At 38.8% G+C, this 14,772-nt stretch carries 15 protein-coding genes; 4 read left to right on the top strand and 11 right to left on the bottom strand.

The window, feature by feature from the left end:
- Window positions 1-59: 59 nt before the first annotated feature.
- The 8 genes from WIW72_RS10910 to WIW72_RS10875 form a co-directional block, all read right to left on the bottom strand.
- A complete protein-coding gene (locus WIW72_RS10910) occupies window positions 60-881 on the bottom strand; it encodes an isoaspartyl peptidase/L-asparaginase (protein WP_337721472.1) in 822 nt (273 codons plus the stop codon).
- 38 nt (window positions 882-919) lie between these two features.
- Window positions 920-1,384, bottom strand: coding sequence for a hypothetical protein (locus tag WIW72_RS10905; RefSeq protein WP_337721471.1), 465 nt, complete (start codon window positions 1,382-1,384; stop codon window positions 920-922).
- Window positions 1,385-1,436: 52 nt separating this feature from the next.
- Window positions 1,437-3,041, bottom strand: coding sequence for a thermosome subunit alpha (gene thsA, locus WIW72_RS10900; RefSeq protein WP_337709245.1), 1,605 nt, complete (start codon window positions 3,039-3,041; stop codon window positions 1,437-1,439).
- 148 nt (window positions 3,042-3,189) lie between these two features.
- Window positions 3,190-3,507: a hypothetical protein gene (locus WIW72_RS10895; protein ID WP_337721470.1), complete on the bottom strand. Its 318-nt coding sequence runs from the start codon at window positions 3,505-3,507 to the stop codon at window positions 3,190-3,192.
- A 119-nt stretch (window positions 3,508-3,626) separates the two neighbouring features.
- Window positions 3,627-4,262 (bottom strand): hypothetical protein, encoded by a 636-nt coding sequence (locus WIW72_RS10890; protein ID WP_337721469.1) that lies wholly within the window; start codon window positions 4,260-4,262, stop codon window positions 3,627-3,629.
- Window positions 4,263-4,293: 31 nt separating this feature from the next.
- Window positions 4,294-4,677, bottom strand: coding sequence for a CBS domain-containing protein (locus tag WIW72_RS10885; RefSeq protein ID WP_443295007.1), 384 nt, complete (start codon window positions 4,675-4,677; stop codon window positions 4,294-4,296).
- Between the two features lie 160 nt (window positions 4,678-4,837).
- Window positions 4,838-5,509 (bottom strand): DsbA family oxidoreductase, encoded by a 672-nt coding sequence (locus WIW72_RS10880; protein ID WP_337721468.1) that lies wholly within the window; start codon window positions 5,507-5,509, stop codon window positions 4,838-4,840.
- Window positions 5,510-5,547: 38 nt separating this feature from the next.
- Window positions 5,548-6,636, bottom strand: coding sequence for a VWA domain-containing protein (locus WIW72_RS10875; protein ID WP_337721467.1), 1,089 nt, complete (start codon window positions 6,634-6,636; stop codon window positions 5,548-5,550).
- A gap of 60 nt (window positions 6,637-6,696) precedes the next feature.
- Between WIW72_RS10875 and WIW72_RS10870 the strand changes: the two genes are divergently transcribed.
- The 3 genes from WIW72_RS10870 to WIW72_RS10860 all read left to right on the top strand — a co-directional run bounded on the left by WIW72_RS10870 (window position 6,697) and on the right by WIW72_RS10860 (window position 8,775).
- Window positions 6,697-7,374, top strand: coding sequence for an FHA domain-containing protein (locus WIW72_RS10870; RefSeq protein ID WP_337721466.1), 678 nt, complete (start codon window positions 6,697-6,699; stop codon window positions 7,372-7,374).
- A 22-nt stretch (window positions 7,375-7,396) separates the two neighbouring features.
- A complete protein-coding gene (locus tag WIW72_RS10865) occupies window positions 7,397-8,539 on the top strand; it encodes a VWA domain-containing protein (protein ID WP_337721465.1) in 1,143 nt (380 codons plus the stop codon).
- A 62-nt stretch (window positions 8,540-8,601) separates the two neighbouring features.
- Window positions 8,602-8,775, top strand: a complete 174-nt coding sequence (locus tag WIW72_RS10860; protein ID WP_156007945.1) for an AbrB/MazE/SpoVT family DNA-binding domain-containing protein — start codon at window positions 8,602-8,604, stop codon at window positions 8,773-8,775.
- Here WIW72_RS10860 and WIW72_RS10855 read toward each other — a convergent pair.
- A complete protein-coding gene (locus WIW72_RS10855) occupies window positions 8,761-10,008 on the bottom strand; it encodes a DUF402 domain-containing protein (protein WP_337721476.1) in 1,248 nt (415 codons plus the stop codon). The genes WIW72_RS10860 and WIW72_RS10855 overlap by 15 nt on opposite strands.
- Window positions 9,998-12,541, bottom strand: coding sequence for an aconitate hydratase AcnA (acnA, locus tag WIW72_RS10850; protein WP_337721464.1), 2,544 nt, complete (start codon window positions 12,539-12,541; stop codon window positions 9,998-10,000). The genes WIW72_RS10855 and acnA overlap by 11 nt, the downstream gene beginning before the upstream one ends.
- A 92-nt stretch (window positions 12,542-12,633) precedes the next feature.
- Here acnA and WIW72_RS10845 point away from each other — a divergent pair, with 92 nt between their 5' ends.
- Window positions 12,634-13,398, top strand: a complete 765-nt coding sequence (locus WIW72_RS10845; RefSeq protein ID WP_337721463.1) for a sulfite exporter TauE/SafE family protein — start codon at window positions 12,634-12,636, stop codon at window positions 13,396-13,398.
- Between the two features lie 26 nt (window positions 13,399-13,424).
- Here the strand turns inward: WIW72_RS10845 and WIW72_RS10840 are convergent, their stop codons facing one another.
- Window positions 13,425-14,699 (bottom strand): TM1812 family CRISPR-associated protein, encoded by a 1,275-nt coding sequence (locus WIW72_RS10840; protein ID WP_337721462.1) that lies wholly within the window; start codon window positions 14,697-14,699, stop codon window positions 13,425-13,427.
- Between the last annotated feature and the right edge of the window lie 73 nt (window positions 14,700-14,772).

Raw genomic sequence — 14,772 nt, 5'->3', positions numbered from 1 at the left:
TCAACTTAATACCAGCCTAGAAACATTAACGCCATATCTCAGTTAAATAGAGAGATTCATTAGAGTTCCCCTTCAAATATGAAAGCACGAAGGGTTTGTTGGTCTTTTACACCCCTAGCCATACCTTTTGTGTTATAATGAGCTGATACGAAACCTCTGTAGTCAACACCTATCAGCCCTACGTTATCCGTTCCAAATCTGTCAGTTATTTTATTAATGACACTCCTTATAGCATCTTCAAGCCTAAATCCCATTGAAACGAGGATATCTACTTCTTTTGCGGGTAAAATTTTCAGAATTATCTCCCCTGTACCGGTAGAGGAGACGGCGACTTTTTCAGTAGCGTAATAACCTGCACCAGGTATTGGAGAATCCCCTACCCTCCCAGGTAGTTTGCCGGAAATTCCTCCAGTGCTGGTCCCTGCTACCAAATTCCCGGCTTTATCCAATGCTACCGCCCCCACTGTATCGCCAGATATGGTGCTGGAACCTATTAGTTCTTTTAGTGTTAAGTCTCCTCTTTCACCTACCAGTAGTACGTGTTTAGTAAGTTTCATTACTTTTAACGCTTCTTTGATGGGGTTTTTGGCCCTCGTAGAGGCTACTGCACCTACAGACATAGTGTTACCATGCATTATCCCTGCGTCCATTTCTACTTCCCCTTTTAGGTTCTTCACACTTCCCACCCCGGCATCGAAAATTCCGCAATCTTCCATGTAGGCTATAGCCTCGACCACAGCCTCAATTGAAGATCCTGCCTTAAACTGTTCGAATCCTCTCTCTAATGCTTTCTTGATCTCGCTTAATGCCTTATCACTATCCCTTTTGTTCCAATCTCCAGCACCACCATGCACAGCTAAAACGGGTTTGTTATACCTCATGAAAGAACATTATTAAGTAAACCAAATATTATTATTTATTATGCTCTCCTTCTACCTCTTATAAACCCATATATTGCTATTACTACTCCTACTATAAACAAAGCAATTGACACTATAAATAGAATTCCTATAGTCGCGGCTTGTCCTATGTTTACAGTTGACTCCTTGTAAGTTAGGGTCACGTTATAGGAATTCGGATTGTAAAATACGATGTAGCTAGGAGTTGAGTTCAAGTTTTCAACTGTTACTAGATGTCCCTGAGACAAATTCTCTTTAACGGAAGTATTGGGTAGATTCTCTAGTTGTAGCGTTCCAGAGGAATTATATTGGACAGCAGTAATAGAACTTCCAGCTAATGGAAGTCTAAATTCTCCTTTAGAAGGGATAACAGTGCTCCCACTAACTGAGGGCTTTATTAAGGTTGGTGCTACGGTCGAATCTAGTACAAATAGTATTACACCGATGATAATTAGAATAACTCCTAAGAGAGTCAGTTTATTCATCAACGGCATAATACAATATTATAGATAAAAAACTCTTTCACGGCTTAATTATTTAACCGTAAGGCTGTTGCTGTTGTGGATTTTGTTTCATGGGGGCTGCTGCTATGAAGTCATCAATTTTCAATAATGCTGTTACAGCTTCTACCGAGCTTTTTAGGATACTTTCCTTTACTACTAACGGGTCAATGACGTTTATTTTCATCATATCTTCTTCTATCTTTCCGCTCTCTACATTTACTCCCGCGAATTTATAACCCTTTGCATGTAAGTTCCTGAGCTGAACTATAGTTTCAATTTCGTCCATCCCAGCGGTTCCAGCTAAAGTTGTAGCTATTTCTTCTAATGCATCTGCAAAGGCCTCAATTGCTAGCTGTTCTTTTCCTCCTACTTTTTTAGCTTCCTCCCTTAATCTCATAGCAAGCTCTACTTCGTAAGCTCCTCCACCGCCTACTATGTACGGGTAGTTGAGAACGTTCTTAACTGCATTTATTGAGTCTTGGAAGCTTCTCTCGATTTCGTCCATCACTATCTCGCTGGAGCCTCTCACTAAAACTGTAACAGCTTTAGCGTCTTTAGCCCCTTCAATAAATATTGCCTTCGAGTTCCCAATTTTTCTTTCTTCTACAACTTCAGCATAGCCTAAGTCGTCAGACGAAGCATCTTTAATGGACGATATTATTTTAGCCCCAACTGCCTTAGCTACTTTCTCTAAATCACTTCTACTTACGTTCTTTACTGCGATTATTCCCTTCTTTGCTAAGAAGTATAATGCAATATCATCCATACCTTTTTGTCCGATGATTACTTTGGCTCCGAGCTTTTCTAATGTATCCACAAGTGATTTAACATACTTTGTCTGCTCTTCTAAAGCTTCCCTTATCTGTTCAGGATCGGTAAAGCTCATTTTAGCTGAAATCTCTGGCTTTTCTACTTCTAAGCCGAAATCTATTACGGCAATTTTAGCCTTTTCAACTCTTCTCGGCATCCCTTCATGAGCTACTTCTTTATCTAAGACGAATCCTTTTACGAGTTCTGTTTCATCAGCACTTTCTCCTCTCTTTTTCACGAATTTAATGTTTGACATATCAATTACGTATTGGTCTCCTACTTTCTCGGCCACGCTCAGTACAGCATCGATTGAGATGTCTATGATCTTGTTTAAAGTAGTAGAGGAGGAAAAGAACTTACTACTAAGTGCAGTATATGCTATTTGAGATAAGATCTTTCTGTCATTTGGATCGACCTTGAGGGCGAACCTCTTTCCGAGTTCAAGTGAGAATTCAAGGGCTTTTTTGTATCCGTCAATAATTGTGACCGGGTGGATCTTCTGATCTAGTAATTTTTCAGCTTGTTCAGCTAAGAAACCGCTTAGTACTACGGCTGATGTAGTACCGTCACCAACTTGTGTATCTTGTGCTTTAGCAGCCTCTACTATTATCTTAGCTGCTGGGTGTTGAACATCCATTTCCTTTACTATCGTAACTCCATCGTTAGTTACGGTGACGTCAGAAGTCCCACTTATTAGCATCTTGTCCATACCCCTCGGTCCCAAGCTAGTCTTTAACATCTCTGCTAATGTCCTAACTGCTAAAATGTTCGACTTTATTGTTTCTACACCACTCTCTCTTTGAGTTCCTTCCTTAAACAATACTGACATGGTTTTAAATCTCGTATTCATTATATTTAAACGAAGATGAATTAAAACAAACAAGGCTTAAAGGTCTGTTAATTAACCCTGAATAACCTCTACATCGAGATGAAGAGTCTCTGCGGAACTGAAAAATGATGACTGAATCTGGGCCGGATTAGTCGAACTCCGCTTGTATTTTCTTCTTCCCTTCTAAGATCTTTAGCGGAAAAGGCGATTTATCTACTTCCTCGATTTTTATCCCCATCCTTTTTAACTCTGATACGGCTTTTTCTATATCGTCTTCGTGAGTAGCGTACTTTATTCTTTCAGCTATTTGTATTAAAGACCCATTATTAGTTCTTAATTTCTCAGCACTTATTGAAGTCCAGTTGTTACCTTGTTTATAAACGAAAACTACGTCTTGCAAATAACCTGGAATAACGTGACTCACTCCTGCAAAATAATAATCTCCGTACTTGTATACTTTGACCATTTAGTATTGCTAACTGTACATGAATTAAAAATGTTTTCTTTTTCTAAATGGTGCCGAAGAAATGAGGTGGTTAAGCCTTTGACATCCAAGCCCCAAAAGACGAGATTTTCAGTAGGTAGTTACACGCGCTTTGAGTCACTCTTAATTCCTTCAATAATCCAGAAGCGGTTCTTTGCTATAGCGTTGATTATTCTAAACTTTACTGACAATACCTTAAGGGCGTTAACAGGGTCTACACAAAAGGGAACGATGATAAACCCTTTCCCTCCTCTCTTAGTAACTCTATAAGCTTCTTTCACTAAGTCATAATCCATTATCTCGGAAAGAATTACGTTGTCGAATACTTCATCTCTAAATGGTAAAGGATAAACAGCCCTGATCTCCTCGTCTGTACTCAACAAGCAATCATGACTAGTAACACTTATTAACCCTTCAACTAGAGGTGAACCGATCAACAGACTCTTTCCCTTTAATTCGAGTTTTAACGGAGGCCTAAGTCGTGGAGTATGAAAAGATAAGGATGAGTTTGTCCTGATAACTAAAGGAGAAAGAAGGTGTAATAGGGACATTTCGCCCTCAAGAAGTTCTGGAGAAAAGATCATATCATAGCTACTTTGGCCCACCAAGGATATCCTTTGGTAAGAAAGAGAGAAAATTTCGTACTTATGTTTGTTATTATCTAAAGATGATACTATTGCTTCATTTACCTCTTTCAAATTCTTAGCTGATAACGGTAACAAAGTTACTATTTTCATTTGAAAATATTTTCGACTGGAATTTTTTAAGTTAAGAGGTCATATCGTGCATTACTTTTGAGATATCAGTTATGGCAAACATTCCTATTATATTCCCTCTTTTATCCCTTACTGGTAAGTGCCTGATCTTGTTCTTTGTCATAATATCAATTGCGGTGAACGGGTCCGTGTCTTCATCCACAGTGATCAGGTTACCGAGCGTTGAAGCGAGTCTTACTTCATCATTGGGGCTTAAACCAAGCGAAAACGCTTTTACAGCATCTCTGTCAGTGAAGATTCCTTTTGGTACACCATTCTCTGTTATCATTACAGATCCTACTCCTCTCTCCATCATTAACTTACATACTTCTTGAATTGAGGTATTTGCCTCAACTTGGAATACTGGTGACGACATATAGTTCTTAACAGTTTTCATGATTCATTATCTATTCTCTACCCAAATAAGCTTTCCTTTTGATCCTTAGCAAAAATAACACGATAAAATGTTATCTATGTAAAAAGTACTGGTAGTTTGTTTCATATTCCAAAATTCACTTTTAAAACGACTAGAGGCGTTGTAACAGACTAGAAAAATACTAGTCTTTTTCCCAATAAGCTTTCAACTTTATTTCCTTAGGTTCTCCGTGTTCTAATATGTCCTTTATAACAGCTCGATAGTAATTTTCTTCCTGTACCCCCCTTATTAACCAAGTGTCATTAACTAATATTGCAGGGACTCCTCTAATTCCCATAGCTTTTGCCTCTTCTTCGTCTTCTATCACAGCCAGTTTTGTCCTCTTAGCATTCAGATCCTCTTTAAACTTGTTAACGTCCAATCCAATTTCCTCAGCTATAGATACTAGTACCTTTTCGTCTGTTATGTCCTCACCTTCAAGAAAGAACTTATCTTGTGCTCTATCAAAAAACTCCCAGTGTCCTTCATCACCCTTTTGGAATTCCGCTGCCTTACACGCTATCAAAGGAGGAATAGACCATACGTACTTTATTTTTCCTTTACCTATAACCTTTTCAGGGTCATAGTCTGGTATGTATCTTTTTAAAATAGAGAACTCATTAAGAAATACTTGTCTCGCATCTTCTTCAGTAGGAGCTATAGCCTTTAAGTCCTCTAAAGACGAAATGATTGCAAAAGCCTTGTGCTTTACTATTACTTCTCCCTTAAACTCGTTTACTACTTTTTTCAACCTTTTAGAAGCCATATAACAGAAGGGACAAATTACATCATGGAAAAATGTTAACTTAATCATAGGTTTAAGAAACCAGTAAAGATTTAAAAAGCATCTATTTACTGTTTCCTCATCGTCTTCGTAATTTCAGATAAGTCAGTTTTCTTATCACCGGTTAACTTTCTCGTTTCTTCTATTAAGTCCTCTCTTCTGGTCTGTTCAGCCGCACTCAAGAGTTCTTGAGCTATCTGTGTAGCCTCCTTATTATTTCCTTTCATAAGGGCGTTTCCGTATTGTCTGAGGAGATTGAAATACCTCACTTCTGCTACAACGCTATGGTTTATACGTTGTTGTACCATTTCATGGCTTGCTCTCTGTAGATATATTGGTTCATTTATCTGAATTATACTTCCTCTGGCTGGGTCGTAGTAGCTCCCTGTCACAGTAAGAACTACTGGCTGATTTCCCGGAGGAACGTTACCTACGGCATAGATGGTAATTGCTTTATCTAAAATCGGTATACTGACAGGCATTTCATAGTTTAGTACTTCGAAACCTGGCGGTACATTTATCACTAAATTGTACCCGGCTACGTCTGATACTTTTAGTTGGGCAAATAAGGTTGGTAATTGAGAGGGGTCTAAAATATGATAGTATAAACCTGCTCCCTTGTCTGCTAGTCTCTTCATTATAGCCTCATTGTAATCGTTTCCGATACCTATGGATATAATTTGAACGTGAGGGGGTACTTGTATAGGCTCGTAGTCGTTGAGATTTCTCTTATCAGTTGGCTTCCCGTCAGACAAAATAATGAGCTTTACTGGAGTAGAATATCCCTTAACTATATCTAGTATCTTAGTTATTGCTTTATAGAAGTTTGTTGTGTACCCTTTTTTGATCTCCATAGGTATATTTATCGGTGTGCCGGTTTGTCCTTCATAGAGTTTTTCTAGGTCATTTGAAAATAAATAAATAGAGAGATAATTGCCGGGTGGAATCTCATTGGAAAGTTTATTTGCAGCTGCTATCGCGGTTTGCATTTTGTTTTCTCTCCTCATAGAAGGACTATTGTCTAAAAGAATAACATAGTTAATTCCAGTAAATCTAACGAATGTTTCTGGGACTATTCTTATTATTAAATCCACCTCTGTTGGCGTCTCAAAAGCAACGTAATTGGTCGAGCTCTTAATCTTTACACTTATTGTCATAGCCAAATAAGATATTACGTGAGTAAAACTATAAATACTTTTATACAAAATACATTATTCATGCCGTGGAAATGCCCCGTATGTGGTTATGAAAACGACGATGACGCTTTGTTTTGTATAAAGTGTGGTACACAAAAACCATCTATGACAACTCAACAACCTCCACTACCTACTCAGCAGCCCCCTCAACCTACCCCCACAGATGTTCAACAGACCCCAGTAGCGCAAGCTCCGCCGACTCCAGTTGCACCACCTCAACCAACTGAAGCTACACCTTCACCACCAGTCGGTCAGACAGCTCCTCCACTGAACTCTCCAGCACCAGTGCCTACCCAGCAAGTCGTAACACAACCTCCAGTTCCCCAACCTCCAACACCAACAGTATCTCCAGTTCCCCCAACACCTACAAGTGGTAAGTATTATATATTATTCATAAACACACCTTATGCTAATCTGATAAATCAGAAAGTACCCCTATCATTTGACATATTCCCTACGATATCAGTAGGAAGAAGTCCCGAAAACGTGATAATCATCCCAGATCCAGAGATTTCAAGAAGACATGCAATAATCTCTCTCGAGAATGGCGAATTATACATTGAAGATCTGAATAGTACGAACGGTACCTACGTTTATGACGGTAAGATATTCCAACCTATAAAAGGTAAACAAAAGATAGACCCAAATTCTATAATAAAGTTAGGAAATCAGACCATGATCAAGATAATTAAAGAGTGAAGGAATTAACAAGGTGTTTTTTATGACTATTTCTACCAGAGTAGAAATCAGCCATAAGTATTCTTTTAATTCACAAGTTAGAGCAGTTTTCAGAATAATAATTGTGCCAGAAAGAGTAACTACTGCAACTGGTTTTCACTACATAATACTGTTAGATACATCAGGTTCGATGTATGGTGTAAAATTAGACACGGCAAAAAACGGAGCAATAGAACTTCTTAACAAAATTCCAAGAGGTAACAAGATTACGTTTATAACGTTCTCAAGCTCGGTTAATGTCCTAAGCGAGTATGCTGATGCCCCCTCTTTAGTCTCTCAAATTCAGCAAGTAAATGCAGGAGGGCAAACAGTACTATACACAGCCCTCGGTAAAGCTATAGAAATTGCTAAAAGATATGAGATGCCGGGATACATCATATTATTAACAGACGGACAACCCACCGACATAACCGATATTACTCCTTATGAAAGGGTGACACTACCGCCAGGATTCAAAGTCATAGCATTTGGAATCGGTGATGATTATAATGAACAATTACTTAAGACTTTGGCTGATAAAAGTGGAGGTATATTGAACCATATAAATGACCCTATGGAAGTAGCGAATGCTCTCCCGCAAGCTGCTGTAACCGAAATAGGTGCTAAAAATGTTACGGTGGACATAATATCCGAGTCTCCAGTGAAACTTCTTAACTATCCTGGTCCCCCAGTCAAACTAGGGGCTGTTGAGGGTGTTGTGAGAATATTGGGAGAAATAACGGTACCTCCAAACTACACTGGTAATTTGATGACGGTAAAAGTAAATTATGAAGATCCAGCAAGTGGTAGACCTGACTCTCAAGTGAGCATAATTCAAATAATCCCAGCAAGAGATACACAGACTTTCCTTAGTGGCATAAATAATGATCTACTTAGTGAGTACCAGTACTATGCACTGATGAATAAGCTGTCGTCAGACTTAAGTACCAACAATTTAACCGAGGCTACTAGGACTCTGCAGCAAATGCAGCAATTAGCTCAACAGACGAGAAAGATAGAGTTAATGGAAACTACGAGGAGGTTACAACAGAGTCTAGAGACTACAAGAAGACTAGGTAATACAGAACAAACCAAAAAATTATCGAAAGAAGTGTCTAGCGAGGTTACAAAGAAGTTAAGGTCATAGAGGCATTTTTTTAAATATAAATTTTTTATAGCATGAGTTCTAAGCATATTAAAGGGATTAGAATGCCTGTTGAAGATGTAGTAAAAGTGTCTAGGAATTTCCAAGTGACAATCCCTTCGAGGATAAGGCAAAAGATCAACATTAGAGAAGGAGATTTGGTAAGAATCATATATGACGAAAAGGAAGATACAGTGAAAATTATACCGATTAGTAGGGAGGAACTAGAAGGACATTAATAAGTTTTTAACACTCTCCAAAGTTAGTATAGCTTTTTTATATAACTCTTCCCCCAATAATTCTCTTTTCTTTTCCAGCTCCTCAAGGTCTATTACTTTTACTTCATTTTCCTTTTTTACTACATCCACTTCTAAGTCAAGATACCTTATTTTTCCTCTCAAAAGTTCAGGAGGAGTTGATATGTTAGCGTATATTCCCTTAAGGTTTCCCTCAGCGTTATAATATTTATGTATTTGATACCACTGTCTTGAGTCGAACTCTACTATATCATAATCTCCTTGCTCTATTGGAATTCCTAACCCGTCATACTGTCCTCCTGCGTTGAACTCTCTTCTGAGTTTAATTATATAGTAGTCCTTTTTTATCTCGCTGTAAATCACTTTACCCTCCCTGAGTACATATTTTTTACCGTCAGCTTTTAGGTGTTCTATGTACATCGTATCTCTCACTAACTTCTGTAATAATAACGAGGGATCCAGATTGTCCCTCTGTTCTTCCTCGTCAACTTCATTATGGTGATAACTGTATTTGAGCATATGATGGAACTTCATTGTTTTTACTACTAGACTCCTTATTCCGTCAAGAAATAATTTGTCTTCCAATGACAAGATTGTTCTTATGAACTCCTCTCCTTGGTTTCTAAAATCTTCAGACTCATACTTCATTACGAGTTCTTCAAGTTCCTTTTTTAGTTCTGAATAATGCATAAAAGTTGCATTACTTCTCCATTTAACGTTATATCCTTTTCTATTCAAGGGTGTACTTATACTCAGCAATTTCTCCCTGACTTCTTCCTTAATGTGTTCTGAAAAGAAGGTTTTTCCCTCGCCTCGCCATACCATAGCTATTTTACCAACAGCCCTTACCGGTGATAGCACTATTTTTCCCTCAACTGGCGGCTTTATAACAGTTCCCTTCTCTATACACGGCTCCACATGATAACCCATGTATTCACAGTTTTTAGGTTCGATGACAGAATAAAGTTTCACGGGAGACTTCCAAATGGAGGAGTACTTCAAAGTAGACCGTAAAAAATTATAAATATCCTCTCCGATTGATACTATTTCCCCTCTGTCCACCCCGTCCTTTACCGTTACATCTGCCGGTTCATTAATTGTGTCAATGCCGAATCTTTCAACGATCTGGGGAGTCTGTTGAACAATGGTATACCCGGATTTAAGGAATAAATAGGTCAAGGCTGTAGTATAAATTCCCCTAATCCTAACCCTCATGTAATAACTTATTGAAGACATACTTTAAAATTCCACCCTCTTTAATGTACTCTAGTTCTACGTTAGTATCAACTCTAGCTCTGCCTTCTATCTCTATCTTTTCATCACCCTTCATGAATTCCACTTTTACTTTCCCCTTAACAGTAAGGTTGTTGAGCTCTATGTTCACTATTTCATCTCCCTTGATGCCTAAACTTCTCCAGTCAGGGATCTCTATTGGGACTACTCCCATAGCAACCAAATTGCTCTTATGTATTCTCTCAAATGATTCCGCTAGAACGGCTTTAACACCTAGAAGTGCGGTAACCTTAGCAGCCCAATCCCTAGAACTTCCGGAGCCGTATTGCTTACCGGCGACGATCACGAGCGGAACGCCCTCTTTCTTGTATAGTTCGGAAGCTTCATATACACTCATAACTTTGCCGTCAGGGAAGTGTTTCGTATAACCACCTGGTTGTTCGACTAGCATGTTTTTAAGCTTTGGATTTGCGAAACCTCCTCTTAACATAACCTCGTGATTTCCTCTTCTGGCACCGTACGTGTTGAGTTCCGTAACACCTAGCTGTTTAAGATACTGACCAGCTACAGAGTTGGGGTCTATTGGTCCTGCTGGAGAGATGTGGTCTGTTGTAATCTTATCTCCCAAGAGCAAGAGTATTCTTGCTCCTCTTATATCTCCAAATTTAGTTTCGATGGAAAACCAAGGAGGCATCCTAATGTAAGTTGAATTATTATCCCAGTTATACAGTTCTGACTCTGGAACTTTGAGGTTCTTCCAATTCTCGTCTCCTTCAAAGATCTTGTCGAACCTTGACTTGTAGAGTTCAGGGTTCATCGCTAGGTTCATATAATCTGCTATCTCCTTCATCGAAGGCCAAATGTCCTTTAAGTAGACAGGTTTTCCGTTAGGATCGTAGTCAATCGGTTCTTCAAAGAAGTCAATATCAATCCTTCCAGCGAGTGCAAAAGCTATCACAAGAATGGGTGAGGCTAAGAACACCCCCTTCAAGTAAGGATTAACCCTCCCTTCAAAGTTTCTGTTACCGCTTATAACTCCGTAGACCTCCAGACCGTTATTTTTAATGTCGTGCTCAATTTTAGGAGGTAGAGGACCGGCGTTTCCTATACATGTAGTACAACCAAAGCCCACAACGTGGAATCCTAAGGCTTCCAGATAAGGTAATAAATCGGCCTCCTTTAAATACTCAACTACGATAGGTGAACCTGGTGCCATACTAGTTTTTATATAGGGTTTAGTCCTCAACCCGAGCTGAACGGCTTTTTTAGCCAAGATCCCAGCTCCTATCATTAATGTGGGATTGGAAGTGTTGGTACAACTGGTTACTGCAGTTAACACTACGTCATTGTCCTTTACGTACGTTCCCGATTTCTTGTTATTCTTTTGGACTTTCTTTTTCAACTCCTTTAGCGTAACCCTTTCATCAGGGTTTTTAGGCCCAGCTACAGAAGGTTCAATATCCGATAAGTTTATCGTAACAACCTCGGTATACTTTGGCTCTCCCTCGTAAAATAGTCCTTGTATTTTTGCGTATTTCTCAACGAGTTTGTAGTTTCTGCCGGTAACGTACAAGTAATTGATGGTTCTTTCATCAATCGGGAAGTAACCTACAGTAGCCCCGTACTCTGGAGCCATATTAGCTATTGTAGCTCTATCTGGTACTGACAAATTTGATAGGGACTGTCCGAAGAACTCAACGAATTTTCCTACAACTCCTTTTTTCCTCAGAACTTCAGTTATATATAACACTACGTCAGTGGGGGTAACTCCTTCCCTGATTTCTCCCTCTAGTTTAACTCCTATTACTTCTGGGACTACCATTGTGTAAGGCTCTCCCATCATTACTGCCTCGGCTTCAAGCCCTCCTACACCCCAAGATAAGACGCTTATACCGTTAGCCATGGTCGTATGAGAATCAGTTCCTATTACTATTTCTGGGAAGGCTACTTGTTCTCCTTTAACCTCTCTTACATCTACTACTTTACTTAGAAATTCTAAGTTAACTTGGTGAATTATACCGTTACCGGGTGGTACTATTCTGAGGTTTCTGAAACTGCTTTGTGCCCATTTAAGAAATGTATATCTCTCCACATTCCTTTCGAACTCCTTCTGCATGTTAAGTACTAGGGCATAAGATGTCCCGTAATAATCTACTTGAACAGAGTGGTCTATGACCAAATCGGACTGTATTACTGGATTAACTCTTAATGGATCTTTCCCTCTTTTAGCCAACTCGCTTCTCATTGCTGCAAGATCAACAAGGAGTGGTACGCCAGTGTAGTCCTGCATTATTACTCTTGTAGGCATAAATGAGAATTCTTCACCAACTTTCCATCCGGCAATTTTTTCAAGGTCTTCCTCAGTGATTTTCTTGTTATCCGAGTTTCTAATCACGTTTTCTACAAGAACTCTTAAGGAGTAAGGTAAGGAAAAAATGTCATAACCTAAATCTTCGAGTTTTTTCAGGTTGTAGAACTTTATATTGCCCTCTAACGGTTCCGGTGCCAGTGACATATATCTATCTATTCTTAAAACACTATAAGCTAGTCTTATAAAAATAGACTAAGAATTTTTAGGTTAATACGTTACATCTTGGACGGAGCACATTGAGTATAATATTTGTTTTGCTTTTAATATTAATAGGGATAGGAGTAGGGGCTTTAACGGGAATAACTGGGTCTAGTGGTGTTTTGATAGTGGTTCCCGCTTTATCCTATCTAGGCCTGTCTTTTAAGAGCGCTGTAGGTTCTAGCCTGCTTATTGACGTGATAACTACAATATCAGTAGTTATAGTTTATATCAAGAACAAGAACGCGGATTTCAGGATAAGTGCAGTATTAGCTCTAGGTGCTGTAACTGGTGCTCAGATAGGAGTAAGAATAGCCGTAGTAACTCCGGAAAAATTACTGGAAAGCGCGTTTATAATATTCACTAGCGTAATGGCTTACGTCTCATTCAGGAGGTCTAAAAATCCTAACTTGAAGTTAAGGCACGTGAATTTAGGTAAGTTTTCCTACCCCATGGGCTTTCTCATGGCTGTGTTAATAGGTATGGTTACTGGAACTTTGGGGGCTAGCGGGGGTATTATGTTCATAGCTGTAATGATAATTCTCTTTTCCACAATGTGCATAAAGAAGATGATAGGAACCGCTACACTAGCCATGTTATTCTCGGCAACTAGCGGAGCAATAGATTACTTTACCGTGGGGTTGTTAAACCTAGTTGACTCAATCATAATCGGTTTTACCGCCCTTATTTTCGGCTACTTTTTCGCTAGTCTGGCTAATAAAATGAAGCCTTCAGTGATATATTTATTTCTTGGAAGTACTTTCGTCTTAACTACAATTTCCGAAATAGTGAAGATTATTTAATGTGAACTCGAAGTTAGTGAAGATAGTCATTCTTCTCTTCCTAAACTCTTTATCCATGACAATACGTTATCAAGACATTCTTCTGCATATTTCGCAGTTATATTGTTTCCGTCCTTACTTACCTTAGTGAACTTCCTTCCCATACCGGCGTGGGATACCATCTCTTCCTCTGTTATTTCACATCTAACCTTACTCCCCTCATATACCCTACCATCTAGCCAGTCTAGCACCCTAGTGTTTCCCACTCTTATCAAAGAGTCAAGTAAATATTCTCCGTCTCTGACAAGTTGACTCAACTTTCTAATAATCTCGATCTCCCTCCTAATCAACGCTCTAGTTGCTCCGGTATAGTAATCCATTAACTCGTTTAATTTATCCAGAGTTATTTCACCTTCAATGATTTTTTTATTGGCTTCTACAAAATGATAACCTATAAAGTAATACGGTGAGGTCATACTCGCCCTGAGGGAAGCGATTAGGGAGTATGTTCCGTTACTTTTTCGAACTTGTATGTTTTCGAGGACTTTTTTCCTGAACTCTTCTGGTGAAACTAGATCAACAGCTTCCCTAAGTAAGTATATTAGGGCTAACGGAAGTCCTAATTCTAATGCCTTTCCTATACCGTAAAGCTCGCTTTTTCCTTGGGTATTCATTCCCTTAGCGAGTTTAATATCAGACGTTAGATATTGATGTATATTTACGTCCTTCATTAACGTCTTTCTCAAAGTAACAATCCTATTTGAGAAGTCTGACGCTAACTCAATAAGCATGGGTTGTTTCTTATTAATAAATGCGTAATCTTCAATTGCTAGCCTAACTGCGTTTGACGTGATGTAAGATAAGTAGGAGGATGTTTCACTAAGGTCTACCATTACGACTTCTGGATCCTCTTTCCTTAACTCCTCATAGATATCCATGTAAATAAAGAAATTAAAGTTTCCGATACCGCCGTCATGTATGTGAATGACATTCTTACTGGATTTGAACGTTCCTGACGACGGTAAAACATAAATGTCAGCTTCCCTTGCTGCTGGGAATTTCTGGGCTACGAGATCCTTAAGGGAGTTTTCAAGAAGCGAATAAGAGTCTGGCAAGTCGTTTAAAGATGCCGTAAGAAAAGAAGGCAATAGGATTATCATTTTAACGTCTTTTACATCCTCCTTTAGAAAACTGTATTCTGCTAGTGAAGGTTTATAGTCTTTTATCATGTTTTCATTTTCGTTTCCCCTAGAGTCAACAACGTTATACTCTTGCTCATTAGTTGATATGTTAGTCCATGTAGATATAAGTAGTATTTTCATCTGTAGGCAATATTACTCCTTACGTAGTTAAAATTGTTTCCATTCAACGTGTTTATTATCTAGATTTTTATAG

The organism is Stygiolobus sp. CP859M (assembly GCF_037389975.1).
GTDB lineage: Archaea > Thermoproteota > Thermoprotei_A > Sulfolobales > Sulfolobaceae > Stygiolobus.
Note: the sequence above shows the minus strand (reverse complement) of the source record. Positions and strands in the feature narration are given on the sequence as shown.

What these genes read in the sequence shown, in the direction of transcription:
- WIW72_RS10910 (WP_337721472.1), bottom strand. Translation starts at nt 881, where the DNA reads ATGAGGTATAACAAACCCGTTTTAGCTGTGCATGGTGGTGCTGGAGAT.
- WIW72_RS10905 (WP_337721471.1), bottom strand. Translation starts at nt 1,384, where the DNA reads ATGAATAAACTGACTCTCTTAGGAGTTATTCTAATTATCATCGGTGTA.
- thsA (WP_337709245.1), bottom strand. Translation starts at nt 3,041, where the DNA reads ATGTCAGTATTGTTTAAGGAAGGAACTCAAAGAGAGAGTGGTGTAGAA.
- WIW72_RS10895 (WP_337721470.1), bottom strand. Translation starts at nt 3,507, where the DNA reads ATGGTCAAAGTATACAAGTACGGAGATTATTATTTTGCAGGAGTGAGT.
- WIW72_RS10890 (WP_337721469.1), bottom strand. Translation starts at nt 4,262, where the DNA reads ATGAAAATAGTAACTTTGTTACCGTTATCAGCTAAGAATTTGAAAGAG.
- WIW72_RS10885 (WP_443295007.1), bottom strand. Translation starts at nt 4,677, where the DNA reads ATGAAAACTGTTAAGAACTATATGTCGTCACCAGTATTCCAAGTTGAG.
- WIW72_RS10880 (WP_337721468.1), bottom strand. Translation starts at nt 5,509, where the DNA reads ATGATTAAGTTAACATTTTTCCATGATGTAATTTGTCCCTTCTGTTAT.
- WIW72_RS10875 (WP_337721467.1), bottom strand. Translation starts at nt 6,636, where the DNA reads ATGACAATAAGTGTAAAGATTAAGAGCTCGACCAATTACGTTGCTTTT.
- WIW72_RS10870 (WP_337721466.1), top strand. Translation starts at nt 6,697, where the DNA reads ATGCCGTGGAAATGCCCCGTATGTGGTTATGAAAACGACGATGACGCT.
- WIW72_RS10865 (WP_337721465.1), top strand. Translation starts at nt 7,397, where the DNA reads ATGACTATTTCTACCAGAGTAGAAATCAGCCATAAGTATTCTTTTAAT.
- WIW72_RS10860 (WP_156007945.1), top strand. Translation starts at nt 8,602, where the DNA reads ATGCCTGTTGAAGATGTAGTAAAAGTGTCTAGGAATTTCCAAGTGACA.
- WIW72_RS10855 (WP_337721476.1), bottom strand. Translation starts at nt 10,008, where the DNA reads ATGAGGGTTAGGATTAGGGGAATTTATACTACAGCCTTGACCTATTTA.
- acnA (WP_337721464.1), bottom strand. Translation starts at nt 12,541, where the DNA reads ATGTCACTGGCACCGGAACCGTTAGAGGGCAATATAAAGTTCTACAAC.
- WIW72_RS10840 (WP_337721462.1), bottom strand. Translation starts at nt 14,699, where the DNA reads ATGAAAATACTACTTATATCTACATGGACTAACATATCAACTAATGAG.